This window comes from Streptomyces dryopteridis (assembly GCF_049606955.1).
GTDB lineage: Bacteria > Actinomycetota > Actinomycetes > Streptomycetales > Streptomycetaceae > Streptomyces.
Window position 1 is genome coordinate 4,154,437 of record NZ_CP187113.1, and the last position, 14,991, is coordinate 4,169,427.

At 70.7% G+C, this 14,991-nt stretch carries 14 protein-coding genes; 9 read left to right on the forward strand and 5 right to left on the reverse strand.

Annotated elements, in window-relative coordinates; all coding sequences use genetic code 11:
* Window positions 1-58: 58 nt before the first annotated feature.
* Together ACN20G_RS17775 and clpX are read left to right on the forward strand one after the other, a co-directional pair.
* Window positions 59-721: an ATP-dependent Clp protease proteolytic subunit gene (locus ACN20G_RS17775; protein ID WP_424213772.1), complete on the forward strand. Its 663-nt coding sequence runs from the start codon at window positions 59-61 to the stop codon at window positions 719-721.
* A gap of 103 nt (window positions 722-824) precedes the next feature.
* On the forward strand, window positions 825-2,114 hold the full coding sequence (clpX, locus tag ACN20G_RS17780; RefSeq protein ID WP_424213773.1) for an ATP-dependent Clp protease ATP-binding subunit ClpX: 1,290 nt from the start codon (window positions 825-827) through the stop codon (window positions 2,112-2,114).
* A 128-nt stretch (window positions 2,115-2,242) separates the two neighbouring features.
* On the opposite strand, the gene ACN20G_RS17785 is transcribed toward clpX, so the two are convergent.
* Window positions 2,243-3,574 carry a hypothetical protein gene (locus ACN20G_RS17785; protein WP_424213774.1) on the reverse strand — a complete coding sequence of 444 codons (1,332 nt, stop codon included), beginning with the start codon at window positions 3,572-3,574 and terminating at the stop codon, window positions 2,243-2,245.
* A gap of 128 nt (window positions 3,575-3,702) precedes the next feature.
* On the opposite strand from ACN20G_RS17785, the gene ACN20G_RS17790 reads away from it, so the two are divergent.
* The gene (locus ACN20G_RS17790; protein ID WP_424213775.1) at window positions 3,703-6,324 is read left to right on the forward strand and encodes a valine--tRNA ligase; all 2,622 of its coding nucleotides are present in this window, start codon (window positions 3,703-3,705) and stop codon (window positions 6,322-6,324) included.
* Window positions 6,325-6,424: 100 nt separating this feature from the next.
* On the opposite strand, the gene ACN20G_RS17795 is transcribed toward ACN20G_RS17790, so the two are convergent.
* Entirely contained in the window at window positions 6,425-6,928 is a 504-nt protein-coding gene (locus tag ACN20G_RS17795) for a hypothetical protein (protein WP_424213776.1), read from the reverse strand.
* A 219-nt stretch (window positions 6,929-7,147) separates the two neighbouring features.
* Window positions 7,148-7,765: a vitamin K epoxide reductase family protein gene (locus ACN20G_RS17800; protein ID WP_424213777.1), complete on the reverse strand. Its 618-nt coding sequence runs from the start codon at window positions 7,763-7,765 to the stop codon at window positions 7,148-7,150.
* A gap of 152 nt (window positions 7,766-7,917) precedes the next feature.
* On the opposite strand from ACN20G_RS17800, the gene ACN20G_RS17805 reads away from it, so the two are divergent.
* Complete coding sequence (locus tag ACN20G_RS17805) at window positions 7,918-9,066, forward strand: sensor histidine kinase (RefSeq protein ID WP_424213778.1); 1,149 nt, start codon at window positions 7,918-7,920, stop codon at window positions 9,064-9,066.
* Between the two features lie 99 nt (window positions 9,067-9,165).
* Here the strand turns inward: ACN20G_RS17805 and ACN20G_RS17810 are convergent, their stop codons facing one another.
* Window positions 9,166-10,215 carry a rod shape-determining protein gene (locus ACN20G_RS17810; protein WP_424213779.1) on the reverse strand — a complete coding sequence of 350 codons (1,050 nt, stop codon included), beginning with the start codon at window positions 10,213-10,215 and terminating at the stop codon, window positions 9,166-9,168.
* A gap of 117 nt (window positions 10,216-10,332) precedes the next feature.
* Between ACN20G_RS17810 and folC the strand changes: the two genes are divergently transcribed.
* On the forward strand, window positions 10,333-11,859 hold the full coding sequence (gene folC / locus ACN20G_RS17815) for a bifunctional tetrahydrofolate synthase/dihydrofolate synthase (protein ID WP_424213780.1): 1,527 nt from the start codon (window positions 10,333-10,335) through the stop codon (window positions 11,857-11,859).
* 23 nt (window positions 11,860-11,882) lie between these two features.
* Window positions 11,883-12,251 carry a DUF4233 domain-containing protein gene (locus ACN20G_RS17820; protein ID WP_424213781.1) on the forward strand — a complete coding sequence of 123 codons (369 nt, stop codon included), beginning with the start codon at window positions 11,883-11,885 and terminating at the stop codon, window positions 12,249-12,251.
* 100 nt (window positions 12,252-12,351) lie between these two features.
* On the opposite strand, the gene ACN20G_RS17825 is transcribed toward ACN20G_RS17820, so the two are convergent.
* Complete coding sequence (locus ACN20G_RS17825) at window positions 12,352-12,942, reverse strand: hypothetical protein (protein ID WP_424213782.1); 591 nt, start codon at window positions 12,940-12,942, stop codon at window positions 12,352-12,354.
* A 397-nt stretch (window positions 12,943-13,339) separates the two neighbouring features.
* Here ACN20G_RS17825 and ACN20G_RS17830 point away from each other — a divergent pair, with 397 nt between their 5' ends.
* The 3 genes from ACN20G_RS17830 to ndk all read left to right on the forward strand — a co-directional run bounded on the left by ACN20G_RS17830 (window position 13,340) and on the right by ndk (window position 14,890).
* A complete protein-coding gene (locus tag ACN20G_RS17830) occupies window positions 13,340-14,206 on the forward strand; it encodes a helix-turn-helix domain-containing protein (protein ID WP_424213783.1) in 867 nt (288 codons plus the stop codon).
* Entirely contained in the window at window positions 14,206-14,397 is a 192-nt protein-coding gene (locus ACN20G_RS17835; protein WP_424213784.1) for a DUF397 domain-containing protein, read from the forward strand. Before ACN20G_RS17830 ends, ACN20G_RS17835 begins: the two co-directional genes overlap by 1 nt.
* 76 nt (window positions 14,398-14,473) lie before the next feature.
* A complete protein-coding gene (ndk, locus tag ACN20G_RS17840) occupies window positions 14,474-14,890 on the forward strand; it encodes a nucleoside-diphosphate kinase (RefSeq protein WP_424213785.1) in 417 nt (138 codons plus the stop codon).
* Window positions 14,891-14,991 lie beyond the last annotated feature (101 nt).

Consider the following 14,991-nt stretch of genomic DNA (forward strand, 5'->3'; position numbering starts at 1 on the left):
ACAGGCCCACGGACCCGACCCCGCGCAGCGCGACCCCAGCCCGCAGAACGCCACCAGGATGGTGAACACCCAGATGCTGAACAACCTCTCCGGCCTCCACACCGGCCCGCAGGTGGAAAGCCGCTACGTCGTCCCGCGCTTCGTCGAGCGCACCTCGCAGGGCGTGCGCGAGTACGACCCGTACGCGAAGCTCTTCGAGGAGCGCGTGATCTTCCTCGGCGTGCAGATCGACGACGCCTCCGCCAACGACGTGATGGCGCAGCTGCTGTGCCTGGAGTCGATGGACCCGGACCGCGACATCTCGATCTACATCAACTCGCCCGGCGGCTCGTTCACCGCGCTGACCGCCATCTACGACACGATGCAGTTCGTGAAGCCCGACATCCAGACGGTCTGCATGGGTCAGGCCGCCTCCGCCGCCGCGGTCCTGCTCGCCGCCGGCACCCCGGGCAAGCGCATGGCCCTGCCGAACGCCCGTGTGCTGATCCACCAGCCCTCCGGCGGCACCGGTCGCGAGCAGCTCTCCGACCTGGAGATCGCGGCCAACGAGATCCTGCGCATGCGCGACCAGCTGGAGTCGATGCTCGCGACCCACTCGACCACGCCGATCGAGAAGATCCGCGAGGACATCGAGCGCGACAAGATCCTGACGGCCGAGGCCGCGCTGGAGTACGGCCTGATCGACCAGATCATCTCCACCCGGAAGATGAACAACGGCTGATACTTGCACGGGGCCCCGAAACGGGGCCCCGGCAAGGTACCGTCGGATATGAGGCACCAGGAGCGCTGAACCAGGCGTCTCCCAGGCGAAGGGGAAGCACCTCGTGGCACCACGCATCGGTGACGGCGGCGACCTGCTCAAGTGCTCGTTCTGTGGGAAGAGCCAGAAGCAGGTGAAGAAGCTCATCGCGGGCCCCGGTGTGTACATCTGCGACGAGTGCATCGATCTCTGCAACGAGATCATCGAAGAGGAACTCGCGGAGACGAGCGAGGTGCGCTGGGAGGAACTGCCCAAGCCCCGCGAGATCTACGAGTTCCTGGAGAGCTACGTCGTCGGCCAGGAGCCGGCGAAGAAGGCGCTCTCCGTCGCGGTGTACAACCACTACAAGCGCGTCCAGGCCGGCGAGAACGGCGGCGCGCAGGGCCGGGACGACGCGATCGAGCTCGCGAAGTCCAACATCCTGCTGCTCGGTCCCACGGGGTCGGGCAAGACCCTCCTCGCGCAGACCCTCGCGCGGATGCTCAACGTCCCGTTCGCCATCGCCGACGCCACCGCGCTGACGGAGGCCGGCTACGTGGGCGAGGACGTCGAGAACATCCTGCTCAAGCTGATCCAGGCCGCGGACTACGACGTCAAGAAGGCCGAGACCGGGATCATCTACATCGACGAGATCGACAAGGTCGCCCGCAAGAGCGAGAACCCGTCGATCACCCGCGATGTGAGCGGCGAGGGCGTGCAGCAGGCGCTGCTGAAGATCCTGGAGGGGACCACCGCCTCGGTGCCCCCGCAGGGCGGACGCAAGCACCCGCACCAGGAGTTCATCCAGATCGACACCACGAACGTGCTGTTCATCGTGGGCGGCGCCTTCGCGGGGCTGGAGAAGATCATCGAGTCGCGGGCGGGCGCGAAGGGCATCGGTTTCGGTGCCACCATCCGCTCCAAGCGCGAGATCGAGGCCAGCGACCAGTTCCAGGAGGTCATGCCGGAGGACCTGGTGAAGTTCGGGATGATCCCGGAGTTCATCGGCCGTCTGCCGGTCATCACCTCCGTGCACAACCTGGACCGCGAGGCCCTGCTCCAGATCCTCGTCGAGCCGCGCAACGCGCTGGTCAAGCAGTACCAGCGGCTGTTCGAACTCGACGGGGTGGAGCTGGACTTCGAGCGGGGCGCCCTGGAGGCCATCGCCGACCAGGCCATCCTCCGCCAGACCGGCGCGCGCGGCCTGCGCGCCATCATGGAGGAGGTGCTGATGTCGGTCATGTACGAGGTCCCGTCCCGCAAGGACGTGGCCCGGGTAGTCATCACCGCCGACGTGGTCCGCTCCAACGTCAACCCGACGCTGGTGCCGCGGATCGTCCCGAAGGACCAGGGGCCGCACGAGAAGTCGGCCTGACCGGGCCGGTACGACGCACGCACGAAGGGGCCGCTCTCCGCGAGGAGGGCGGCCCCTTCCGTGTGCGCTCCGCCGGGTGCCGGTCGGGGGAGCGGGCGGCGGCGGGTCGGGGGTCCGACGGGCCGTCACTACTTCTTGACGCGGGCCGCCTTGTGGGCCTGCGCGGTGAGCGCGGCGGTCTGGTCCATCGTCACGCCGGGCTTGCCGGTCATCGCGGCGGCGAGGTCGATGGAGTTGATGACGCCGAGGGTGCCGTAGTCGGCCCACATGCACATGGGGACCGTGAACGGCTTGGTGAGGGTCGCGCCCTCCCCGGTCTTTTTCGGGGTGAACTTCGCCTCCTGGCACTTCATGATCGCGCCGGAGAAGCCCTCGGGCTTCATCTCCTTGGGCTCGCCGGCGAACTCCAGGCTGTAGGTGGGGTCCTGGGTGGCGGCGTTGGCCTTGGCCTGGGCGAAGGAGTCGTCCACGGTCTTCGCCGGGTCGGCTATCTCCCCGTACATGCCGCTGAGGCTCAGCTGCTTGACGGCCGCGCCGCTGCCGGCCCGGTAGGCGCCGGAGACGCGGGTGGGGTTCTTCACGCCCATCGCCTCGGCCTCGTCCTTCTCCTTCGCGCCGAACTCCTTCTCCTTCGCGCCCGTCTTCTTGTAGTCGCCGACGGCCTCGGGGGCCACGAGCTTGAAGTCCTTGGAGTCGGCGGCCACGGCGGCGTTCGCCGCGGAGCCGGCGGAACCGGAGCCGGCGGCCTTCTTCTCCTCGCCGCCGTCACCGGAGAGGAAGAACCACCACACGGCGCCGCCGAGCACGGCGAGGGCGGCCACGGCCGCGACCACGATCAGTCCGAGCCGCGAGCGACCGGACCCGCGCTCGGGTTCGGGCTCGGGGGTGTAGGAGGTCGAGGAGGCGAGCGGCGCGGAGAACGGGGGCGGGGGAGGGGTGACCTGGGGGCCGCCGTACGGGGGCGTGCCGCCGGAGCCCTGCGGGCCGGCGCCGTACCCGTAGCCCGCGTCCTGAACGCCCTGGCCCGGGTGCTGTCCGTACGGGTCCTGGCCGCCGCCGTACTGCGGCTGCTGCGGCTGCGGCTGCTGCCCGTAGGGGGACGGCGGGGCCTGCGGGGCCTGGCCGTACTGCGGCTGCTGCTGCGGCTGCTGTCCGTAGCCCGGCATGGCCTGGGTCTGCTCGCCGTACGCGGGCATGGCCTGGGTCTGCTCGCCGTACTGCGGCTGCGCCTGCTGCCCGTACTGCGGCTGCGCCTGCTGGGGGTAGCCGTAGCCCTCGCCGTACTGCTGCTGCGGCGGCGGGGCCTGCTGCGGGTAGCCGTACCCGTACGCGTCGTCCTGCTGCTGCTGCTGCTGCGGCTGCTGCTGCGGCTGCTGCGGCGGGGGGCCGTAGGGCGCGGCCGGACGGGCCGGTCGCGGTGGTTGCTGGTCGTCGTACGGTCCCGGATGGTTCTGACTCATGCCCTCGTCCCCCGGTTCGGATGCTGATGTGACTCCCACATCCTGACGGAAATCGGCCGCCCGTGCGGGGCCTCACCCTCGGAATACCGGTTTCAGGACCACTGCCCGGCGCCCCTAAACTGTTCCTCGTGACCGAGAACACGCAGACACCCAGCAGCCCCAGCACCGAATTGCCGCCCCAGTACGCGCCGGCGGAGGTAGAGGGCGCGCTCTACGAGCGTTGGGTGGAGCGTGGCTACTTCACCGCCGACGCGAGCAGCGAGAAGCCCCCGTACACGATCGTCATCCCGCCGCCGAACGTCACCGGCTCCCTCCACCTGGGCCACGCCTTCCAGCACACGCTGATGGACGCCCTGACCCGCCGCAAGCGCATGCAGGGCCACGAGTCCCTGTGGCTGCCCGGCATGGACCACGCCGGCATCGCCACGCAGAACAAGGTCGAGCAGCAGCTCGCCGAGGAGGGCAAGTCCCGGCACGACCTCGGCCGTGAGGAGTTCACGGACCGCGTCTGGCAGTGGAAGGAGGAGTACGGCGGCAGGATCCTCGGGCAGATGCGGCGCCTGGGCGACGGCGTCGACTGGTCCCGTGAGCGCTTCACCATGGACGAGGGCCTGTCCAAGGCCGTCCAGACCATCTTCAAGAAGCTGTACGACGACGAGCTGATCTACCGCGCCGAGCGCATCATCAACTGGTGCCCGCGCTGTCTGACGGCCATCTCGGACATCGAGGTGGAGTACCAGGAGGACGCCGGCGAGCTGGTCTCCATCCGCTACGGCGAGGGCGAGGACTCCCTGGTCGTCGCCACCACCCGAGCCGAGACGATGCTCGGCGACACGGCCGTCGCGGTCCACCCGGACGACGAGCGCTACAAGCACCTCGTGGGCCGGCGGATCAAGCTGCCGCTGACCGACCGCACCATCCCGGTCGTCGCCGACGAGCACGTGGACCCCGAGTTCGGCACCGGCGCCGTCAAGGTGACCCCGGCGCACGACCCGAACGACTTCGCGATCGGCCGCCGTCACGACCTGCCGAACCTGGCGGTCATGGACGAGCGCGGGGTCATCACCGTGCACGGCCCGTTCCTCGGCCTGGACCGGTTCGAGGCCCGGTCGGCGATCGTCGCCGCCCTGCGCGAGCAGGGTCGGATCGTCGCCGAGAAGCGCCCCTACCTGCACTCCGTCGGGCACTGCTCGCGCTGCGCGACCACCGTCGAGCCGCGGCTGTCGCTCCAGTGGTGGGTCAAGGTCGGCCCGCTGGCCAAGGAGGCCGGCGACGCCGTCCGTGACGGCCGGGTCGCGATCCACCCGCAGGAGATGGAGAAGCGGTACTTCGACTGGGTCGACAACCTGCACGACTGGTGCATCTCGCGCCAGCTGTGGTGGGGCCACCGGATCCCGGTCTGGTACGGCCCGAACGGCGAGGTCGTCTGCGTCGGACCCGACGAGCAGCCGCCCACCGGCGAGGGTTGGACCCAGGACACCGACGTCCTCGACACCTGGTTCTCCTCGGGCCTGTGGCCCTTCTCCACCCTGGGCTGGCCGGAGAAGACCCCGGACCTGGAGAAGTTCTACTCCACCGACGTGCTGCTCACCGGCCACGACATCATCTTCTTCTGGGTCGCCCGGATGATGATGTTCGGCCTGTACGCGATGGACGGGCAGGCCCCGTTCAAGACGATCGTGCTGACCGGTCTGGTCCGCGACGAGCGCGGCAAGAAGATGTCGAAGTCCTTCGGCAACGTCGTGGACCCGCTGGACTGGATGGACAAGTACGGCTCCGACGCCGTCCGCTTCACCCTGGCCCGCGGCGCGAACCCGGGCGCGGACGTCCCGATCGGCGAGGACTGGGTGCAGGCGTCCCAGCGCTTCGCGAACAAGATCTGGAACGCGACCCGCTTCGCGCTGATGAACGGCGCCAACGTCGAGGGCCCGCTGCCGGACGCCTCGGAGATGTCGGCGACGGACCGCTGGATCCTGTCCCGGCTGAACGCGACGGTCGCGCAGACCGACGCGCTGTACGAGGACTTCCAGTTCGCCAAGCTCAGCGAGGGGCTCTACCACTTCGCGTGGGACGAGGTCTTCGACTGGTACGTGGAGCTGTCGAAGCCGACGTTCTTCGCCGGCGGCAAGGGCGCGGAGGTCTCGGCGCGGGTCCTGGGCGAGGTCCTGGACACGATGCTGCGGCTGCTGCACCCGGTGGTCCCGTTCGTCACCGAGACCCTGTGGACCACGCTCACGGGCGGCGAGTCCGTGGTCGTCGCCGACTGGCCGACGGACTCTGGTTTCCGGGACGAGGCGGCGGAGCGGGAGATCGGCGAGGTGGTCAAGCTGGTCACCGAGATCCGTCGCTTCCGCGCCGACCAGGGCCTCCAGGCCGGTCAGAAGGTCCCGGCCCGCCTCGACCTCGGGGACACCGGGCTGGACGCGCACGAGGCGGCCATCCGCCTGCTGCTGCGTCTGACGGCCCCGGAGGAGGGTTTCACGGCGGGCGCGACCCTGCCGGCGGCGGGCGCGACGGTCGAGCTCGACCTGTCGGGCACGATCGACGTGGCGGCCGAGCGCAAGCGCCTGACGAAGGACCTGGGCGCGGCCGAGAAGGAGAAGGCGCAGGCGGAGGCGAAGCTCGGCAACGAGGCGTTCCTCGCCAAGGCGCCGGACCAGGTCGTGGACAAGATCAAGGGCCGGCTGGCGGCGGCCGAGGCGGACATCGCCCGGATCACCAAGCAGCTGGAGTCGCTGCCGGCCGCGTAGCGGTACGGACGTGACACGGGCCCCGGCCCGGTGCGCGGACGCGTGGGAGCGCGTCCGGCACCGGGCCGGGGCCTTCTCGCGTGCGCGCGGCGGGCGGGTCTCAGCAGGGGCGGATCTTGTAGACGGGGGACCAGCTCGCGGTGCCGGTGTCCTTGGCGGTGTTCGTCCAGCGCAGGGAGCCGTTGGAGTTGTAGAAGCGGGCGACGGTGCCGGAGCTTTGATTGTTGTTGAAGAGGCCGTCGCCGACGCCGGAGAAGTTGTAGAGGCCGCAGGTGTAGTAGTCGTAGCGGGTGCCCTGACCGTCCTGGACGCACAGCCAGCCGTTGGAACAGGAGATGGCGACGGAGGCGGTGCGCGCGCCCGGGGTGTCGACGGTGACGGCGCCGCCGGGGAATTCGACGCGATTGTCGGAGACCCGGCGGGCCTCGGGGGTGCGGGCGAGGAAGGCGTCGAGCCTCTGTTGGGCGGCCGAGACGGTCGGGGCGGTCGAGACGGTCGGGGCGGTCGGGGCGGAGGCGGCGCCGGCCGGGCCGGCGACGACCTGTCCGAGGACCAGGGCCGAGGCGGCGACGGTCAGGGCCATGATCTTGCGGGCTGCTGCCATGATCACGTTCTCCCTTGGTTCCGAAGTGGCCAGGCCATCGTCCTGGGGGGACGGAGACGGCCGTAAGGGAGAAATCGGCCGGCCAATACGGGCGCAAAGCCCTGAATGCCCCCTGCCGGGATCAGTGGCGCGAACCCGTCGTCACGGGGCGCGCGCGGGCGCGGGAACGGAGGTGCGCGCGGGCGCGCACGGGCCGGGTGCCGGCGCGCGCCCGGCCGCTCACGCGAAGAGGCGGCCGCCGAATTCCGCGAGCAGCAGGCCCACCACCGCCGCGTACGCGACCGCCGGCACCAGCCAGTGCGGCAGCACCCGCAGGATCGACTCCGGGCCCGACAGCTCCCGGTTCACGTACCAGGCCAGCGGGATCATCACCGCCCACACCACCATGCACCACGGGCACAGCGCCCCGATCGCGAACACGCACTGCGTGATCAGCCACGCCGTGAACAGCGCCCCCGCGCTCACCCCCAGCCGCACTCCCAGCCACACCGGCCGGGGCAGCACCGCCCCCGCCACCAGCGCCGCGCCCAGCGCGGCCAGGGCGGCGAAGCCCGCGATCCCGAACAGCGCGTTCGGGGTGCCCAGCACGTGCGACTGCCAGGTGTTCATCACGTCGCCGCAGCTCAGCACCGCGTTCACGTTGCAGCCCGGTACGAACAGCGGGTCCTGGAGCATCTTGATCTGGTCGTGCGCCAGCACCCCCGAGGACAGGGTCCCCAGTGCCCCGCCCACCAGCACCAGCCAGGCCAACGCGCGCGGCACGGCCGGCCCGGGGGAGGGGGCGACGGCGCCGGAGCGCTTGCGGGTCGCTGCGGACCGCGTGACGGAACGGCTCATTCCGTCCACGCTAGTGGCCGTCGGGCATAAAGCCCCGGCGGCGGAAGTCGTGTGTCCTCGGGTCTTCCGTCCCGGCGGAAAGTGCGGCATTTCACGTTTGCCCCGGAGGTTGTGAATTCGTTCCCGAACGTCCCAGGCCGGATGATGGGGGGATGCACGTCAAGCCCGTCGACGCGGCCCGCCAACGGCTCACCACCCTGACCCGCCGGTGGGCCGATTCCTGGGACACCTCGCCCCGGGCCGTGGACCTGATCATCGCCGGCACCTGCCTGGCGCTGATGGCCCTGGACCTGCCCGGCCTGGCCGCCGACGACAACAGCCTCGACGGCCCCCGCGCCGCCGGGGTCCTCGCGGTGGGCTCGGCGAGTCTGCTCCTCAGACGCAGATGGCCGTGGATCCCGTACCTCGTGGCCCTCGCCTTCATCGGCTGGCTGCACGAGCTGACCCTGATCCAGTTCGCCCTGTACTCCGTGGGCCGCTTCCGGGGCCGCCGGGCCGCGATCCTCGCCACCCTCGGCTACGTGGCCTTCGCCCTGGTGATCTTCCACCTGCCGGACTGGCCCGAGAAACGCGCCGACACCCTCAGTTCCTTCCTCAGCCTCGTCGTCCCCATCGGCGTCCTGGCCTCCGCCGTCGGCACCGCCGCCTACCGGCAGGACCTCGTTCGCCGGCTCGACGCCCAACGCATCGAGGGCGAGATCCGCGAGGCCATCCAGCAGGAACGGATCTCCGTCGCCCGCGACGTGCACGACTTCGTCGGCCGCGAACTCACCCTGCTCACCGTCCGCTCCGAAGTGCTGTCCATGCGCTCCCGCAAGACCCCGCACGCCAAGGACTTCGAAGAGCTCGCCGACACCGCCCGCCGCGCCCACCTGATCCTCAACGACATCATCGTCCACCGCGGCGACCGGGCCGCGACCCCCGGACTGTGCGGGCTGGCCGCCCTCGCGGAGGAGAGCGAGCACGCCGGCTCGCCCGTGGCCCTCGCCGTGGCCCCCGAGGCCCACAACCTCACCCCGCTGCGCCAGGCCGCCGTCTACCGCGTGGTGCAGGAGTGCCTGACCAACGCGGCCAAGCACGCCCCCGGCGCCACCGTGGACGTCACCGTCGCGGCGGAGGGGGACGGGGTGCGGATCACCGTCGCCAACGCCCTGCCCACCGCGAGCCTCGGCCGCGCCCCCGTCTCCGCCGGCTCCGGCACCGCCAGCATGGCCGAACGCGTCGAGAGCCTCGGCGGCACCCTCACCGCGGGCCGCACCGAGGACGGCTACCGCGTGGAGGCCACCCTCCCGCGCGCCTGAGCACCCCCCCACGGACACGCGCGCACGACACACGAGAAGGCCCGGCCACCCCTCGGGGCGGCCGGGCCTTCGTCAGGTCCGGGGGGAATCAGGCCACCGTCAGGCGGACAGCAGCGCGCTCAACGTGTCCAGGTCCTCCACGCACTTGCCGGTGCCGTTCGCCACGCAGTCCAGCGGCTCGTCCGCCACGAACACCGGGATGCCCGTCGCCGACGCCAACCGCAGGTCCAGGCCCGGCAGCAGCGCCCCGCCGCCCGTCAGCACGATCCCGTGCTCCATCACGTCGCCCGACAGCTCGGGCGGGCACTCCTCCAGCGTCGCCCGCACGGCCTGCACGATCGCCTCCACCGGCTCGTCCAGCGCCGCCCGCACCTCCGCCGTCGTCAGCTCCAGCGTCAACGGCATCCCGGCGACCTTCTCCCGGCCGCGCACCGTGAACGTGCGGTCCTCCAGCTCCGGCATGTCCGGCACCGGCCACGCCGAACCGATCGCCACCTTCACGTCCTCGGCCGTCCGCTCGCCGATCAACAGCCCGTGCTCCTTGCGCACGAACTCGGTGATCGCCGCGTCCATCCGGTCCCCGCCCACCCGCAGCGACCGCGCCGTGACGATCCCGCCCAGCGAGATCACCGCCACCTCGGAGGTGCCGCCGCCGATGTCCACCACCATCGACCCGCGCGGCTCCGCCACCGGCAGCCCCGCCCCGATCGCCGCCGCCATCGGCTCCTCGATCAGGTGCACCTGCCGCGCCCCCGCCTTCGTGGACGCCTGCACGATCGCCCGCCGCTCCACCGGGGTCACCCCCGACGGCACGCAGATCACCATCCGGGTGCGCGGCCGGCGCCCCGGCAGCACCTTGCGCACGAAGTGCCGGATCATCTCCTCCGCCGCCTCGAAGTCCGAGATCACCCCGTCCTTCAGCGGCCGGATCGCCACGATCGACCCGGGCGTCCGCCCGATCGTCGCCTTCGCGTCGTTGCCCACGGCGAGGGCCTGCGTGGTCCCCGCCTTCACCGCCACCACGGACGGCTCACTCAGCACGATCCCCTGTCCCCGGGCGTACACCACGGTGTTCGCGGTCCCCAAGTCGATGCCGATGTCCCGGCTGTCCCGCCCGAAACCGGATTTCCTGCTGCTCGCCTGCGACATTCGTTCCCCAATCATCTGTTCGCAAGGCTTGCACGCGGGCCGAGAAGACCCGAAGGACCAAGGTCCCGAAAAGGGCGGGCCGAAAGGCCCCGTGCCCCACGTCCGTAGACTGGGTGCGTGAGTGAGCAGCAGCCCGACCGAGACCGTGACCGCACCGAGGGACTCTTCGACGAGTTCGACCAGATCATCGCGGACGAGACCGACCGCGACCCCGACCTCGCGGTGATCGAGGCCGGCAGCCGCACCCTGCGCGCCCAGGCCGGCCCGCCGCAGGACGACCGCCCGGCCGAACCCGAGGACCCGGAGGTGCTCAAGGCCCTGCGGGAGGTCGAGGAGGAGCTGGCGGGCCGCTGGGGCGAGACCAAGCTGGAGCCGTCCGTCGCGCGGATCGCCTCGCTCATGGACGTGCTCGGCGAACCGCAGCGCGCCTACCCGACCATCCACGTCACCGGCACCAACGGCAAGACCAGCACCGCCCGGATGATCGAGGCCCTGCTCGCCGCCTTCGACCTGCGCACCGGCCGCTACACCAGCCCGCACGTGGAGTCCGTCACCGAGCGCATCAGCCTCGACGGCGCCCCGATCTCGGCCGAACGGTTCGTGGAGACCTACGCCGACATCAAGCCGTACGTGGACATGGTCGACACCGCCGAGGAGTTCCGGCTGTCGTTCTTCGAGGTGCTGACCGGCATGGCCTACGCGGCCTTCGCCGACGCGCCCGTGGACGTGGCCGTGGTCGAGGTCGGCATGGGCGGCACCTGGGACGCCACCAACGTCATCGACGGCTCCGTCGCCGTCATCACCCCCATCAGCCTCGACCACACCGACCGCCTCGGGAACACCACCGGCGAGATCGCGGGCGAGAAGGCCGGCATCGTCAAGGCCGGCGCGACCGTGGTCATGGCCCAGCAGCCCGCCGACGCGGCGCAGGTGCTGCTGAAGAAGGCCGTGGAGGTGGACGCGACCGTGGCCCGCGAGGGCATGGAGTTCGGCGTCACCGCGCGCGAGGTCGCCGTCGGCGGCCAGAACCTCACCCTGCGCGGCCTCGGCGGCGAGTACGAGGACATCTTCCTGCCCCTGTACGGCGCCCACATGGCCCACAACGCGGCCGTGGCGCTCGCGGCGGTCGAGGCGTTCTTCGGGATCGGCGCGGAGCACGCCCGCCCGCTGGACCCGGAGATCGTGCGGCGCGCGTTCGCGTCCGTGTCCTCCCCGGGCCGCATGGAGGTCGTCCGCCGCAGCCCCACCGTCATCCTGGACGCCGCCCACAACCCGGCCGGCGCGGCCGTCACCGCGGACGCCGTCACCGAGTCCTTCGGCTTCAGCCGGCTCATCGGCGTGGTCGGCGCGAGCGACGGCAAGGACATGCGGGGCCTGCTGGAGACCTTCGAACCGATCTTCGCCGAGGTCGTCGTCACGGCGAACAGCAGCTACCGGGCCATGAGCGTCGACGACCTGGCCGCCATCGCGGTCGAGGTCTTCGGCGAGGACCGGGTACAGGTCGAACCCGGCCTGGACAACGCCATCGAGGCGGCGATCACGCTGGCCGAGGAAGAGGCCGAGTACGGCGGCGCCGGCGTGCTGGTCACCGGCAGCGTCATCACGGTGGGCGAGGCCCGCCTCCTGCTCAAGAAGAAGCGCTAGAACGAAGTGGGGCTGAGGGACACGTGCGCACTCTCTGCGCGAGCACACTGATCGGCGAGTTCTTCGTCGTCGGTTTCGCGGGTCTGGTCGCGATGAAGAACCCGGACCTGACACAGGCCCAGGTCTGGACCGTCTGCGGGATCGCGATGGCGCTCTCCGTGCTGCTGTGCGGGATGCTGTCGCGGCGCGGGGCGGTCGAGATCGGCTGGGCGCTCCAGATCGGGCTGATCGCGTCCGGGTTCATCGTGCCGACCATGTTCTTCCTGGGCGTGGTCTTCGCGGCGCTGTGGTGGGCCTCGATCCACTACGGCCGCAAGATCGACGCGGCAAAGGCGCGATGGGCGGCGATGGCGGAAGCGGAGTCGTCGCAGGCGACTCCGGCGACGAGCTGAGCCGACGCGGGCCGGCCGTGCACGGTGACGCTCATCGTCATGGTCGTCACCGTGGTCACGACGATCGGCGACACCCACGCCATCGGTGAGATGCGGTCCGTCAGGCGGTGACGCGGGCCGGGTTGTGCAGTCTCAGGACGAGGTGCCGGGCCACGGTTTGGCTCAGCGTCGGGTGATCGAGCGGGACGAGGGCGTCGGCGACGGCGCCCTCACCCGTGTAGATCGTCCCGATCACGGCGACGGGCATCGCGAGGCGGGTCCGCAGGGTCAGGTGCGCGCGCCGCAGCGCGGGGCAACGAGTGCGGGCGTCGGCGAGGTGGTCGGGGCAGACCGGGGGAGTGGTGGTGTCCACGTGCCCCGGCCACTCGGCGCCGGCGTCCGACAGATCCGACTCGTGCAGCAACCAGGTCCCGCCCCCGTGCGCGGGCACGGCGGGCCGGCCGCACACCCCGCACCGGAGCCGGTCCGCGCACTCCCACTGGGCGTCGGGGTCGACGCGGGCCCACAGCGGTTCGCCGGTCCCGTCCCCCTCCCAGCGTTCGCGCAGCACCCCGAGCCACGGATCCACCTGCTCCTCGCGCGGCCGGGGATCGTCCCCCCACCGCACGCCTTCGGGCGCGATCACGAGCGGCGCGAGCACCTGGCGGCGGTCGCTCCTGAGGGTGACGTAGGGGATCGGCGCGGGCTCCATCCCCTTCACCGGCCGGCCCCCGCGGCGCCGTTCCCCCGCAGGCACCGCGCGCATCGGCAGGGCGGAAACCCACCCTGGATCGGCACGGAGTACCACCGAGGGTCCACCCGATACTCCCGCTCGACCCCCACCTCCCCACCCGTACTCCACACCCGCACCCGCATGACGTGCTTCCTCATCACTCATGGTCCTTTCGAGGGCAACGGCGATCCGGCGCGGGCGGTGATCGTTTACTGACGCTGGGTCACCTCCGCGCTTTTCGAGGATGCACCCGGCCCACCCGGGTTCGCAACATGCCAACCCGTAATCGCAGCAGTAGAACCTTCGTGCCCATCGACGGTGCCGGTCCGGCAGGGCAGAATGCGGATCACGTGAACTGAGAGGACGGACCGCACCAATGCCGAACCAGCCCGCCCGGCCGACTCTGCGCAGACGGCGACTCGGCGGACTGCTCCGGGAGAAGCGCGAGCAGGCGCACCTGACGCTCGATGAGGTCGAGAAGCGCATGGGCTGGGTCAAGACCCGCCTGTCGAAGATCGAGAACGCGCGAGCCCACATCAGCGCGCCGGAGGTCGTGCGCCTACTGGAGCTCTACGGGGTGGACGACCCCAAGCTCTCGGAAGCCCTGCAAGTGCTTGCGAAGAGCGCAGGCAAGCAGGGCTGGTGGAGCGTCTACGGTGATGTGGCCCAAGAGGGCTATCGAGACCTGATCAGTCTTGACGGCGATGCGGACGAGATGCAGTTCTACTCACCCACGCTTGTCCCGGGACTGCTGCAAACTCCCCGGTACGCGCGCCAGATCATCACCGGCATTGGTGTCCGGCGCTCACCGGAACAGATCCAGCGATTGGTCGAGTTGAGGATGGCCAGACAGTCCGTCCTCACCCGTCCCGGCAATCCGCTCAAGCTGCACGCGGTTATGGAGGAGACCGCGCTGCGCTACGCGGTGTCCGACTCGTCGAGCGCCATGCCGGAACAGATGGCACGGCTGATCGAGATGAGCGAGTGGCCGAGTATCACCATCCAGGTGTTTCCACTGGGTGCTGCCCCGCATCCCGGAATGAGCGGGATGTTCAGCGTGATCTCGTTCCCGGACCCGTGGCCGCCGCTGGTGAACGCGGAAAACGTCAGCGGGAACATCTTCATCGAGGACCCCGGCAAGGTCGAGGTCTTCAAGACGGCGTTCGCGAGGATGGCCGAGAGGGCGCTCTCGCCGGAGCAAACCCGAGAACTCATGACCCACATCGTGAAAGGTGCCCGTTGATGACGATGCCGCAATCCGAACTGATCTGGCGCAAGTCCAGTTACAGCGGGGCCGAGAACGACTGCGTCGAGGTTGCGCAGCCGACCCCCGGGGCGATGCTCGTGCGGGACTCCAAGCGGGTCGAGGGGCCCGTCATCGGATTCGCCGCTGCCGCCTGGTCGGTTTTCGCCACGGCCGTCTCGCGGGGGTAGTGGCCCGGGGCAGGTGGGTGCGGGGGGCCCTGTAGTTTTGGGCCAACCGCACTCGTTTGCCGCAAGGAGTCACACCATGTCCCAGCGCACGCTCGTCATCCTCAAGCCCGACGCCGTCCGTCGCGGCCTGGTCGGGGAGATCCTGGGCCGCATCGAGCGCAAGGCCGAGTGGACCATCGCCGGCATGGAGCTGCGGACCCTGGAGCGCGACGTGCTGGAGCAGCACTACGCCGAGCACGTCGGCCGCCCCTTCTACGAGCCGCTCATGGGCTTCATGGCCTCAGGTCCGGTCGTCGTGCTCGCCGTGGACGGCGAGCGCGTGATCGAGGGCGTGCGTCAGCTCGCCGGTCCGACCGACCCGATCGCCGCCGCGCCCGGTTCGATCCGCGGCGACTTCGGGACGATCACCCGCGAGAACCTGATCCACGCGTCCGACTCCGAGGAGTCCGCCGCGCGCGAGCTGAAGCTCTTCTTCCCCACCCTCGCCGTCTGACCGACCCGAGCGACACCCCCGCACCACACCCACCGCCCCGGCCCCTCATCGGCCGGGCCGGTGGCGTTGGTGCCCTCGTTGTCGGTACCGCACGGCACGAT

What these genes read in the sequence shown, in the direction of transcription:
- ACN20G_RS17810 (WP_424213779.1), bottom strand. Translation starts at nt 10,215, where the DNA reads ATGTCGCAGGCGAGCAGCAGGAAATCCGGTTTCGGGCGGGACAGCCGG.
- ACN20G_RS17830 (WP_424213783.1), top strand. Translation starts at nt 13,340, where the DNA reads ATGCCGAACCAGCCCGCCCGGCCGACTCTGCGCAGACGGCGACTCGGC.
- ACN20G_RS17825 (WP_424213782.1), bottom strand. Translation starts at nt 12,942, where the DNA reads ATGGAGCCCGCGCCGATCCCCTACGTCACCCTCAGGAGCGACCGCCGC.
- ACN20G_RS17800 (WP_424213777.1), bottom strand. Translation starts at nt 7,765, where the DNA reads ATGAGCCGTTCCGTCACGCGGTCCGCAGCGACCCGCAAGCGCTCCGGC.
- ACN20G_RS17775 (WP_424213772.1), top strand. Translation starts at nt 59, where the DNA reads ATGGTGAACACCCAGATGCTGAACAACCTCTCCGGCCTCCACACCGGC.
- ACN20G_RS17835 (WP_424213784.1), top strand. Translation starts at nt 14,206, where the DNA reads ATGACGATGCCGCAATCCGAACTGATCTGGCGCAAGTCCAGTTACAGC.
- ACN20G_RS17795 (WP_424213776.1), bottom strand. Translation starts at nt 6,928, where the DNA reads ATGGCAGCAGCCCGCAAGATCATGGCCCTGACCGTCGCCGCCTCGGCC.
- ACN20G_RS17805 (WP_424213778.1), top strand. Translation starts at nt 7,918, where the DNA reads ATGCACGTCAAGCCCGTCGACGCGGCCCGCCAACGGCTCACCACCCTG.
- ndk (WP_424213785.1), top strand. Translation starts at nt 14,474, where the DNA reads ATGTCCCAGCGCACGCTCGTCATCCTCAAGCCCGACGCCGTCCGTCGC.
- ACN20G_RS17785 (WP_424213774.1), bottom strand. Translation starts at nt 3,574, where the DNA reads ATGAGTCAGAACCATCCGGGACCGTACGACGACCAGCAACCACCGCGA.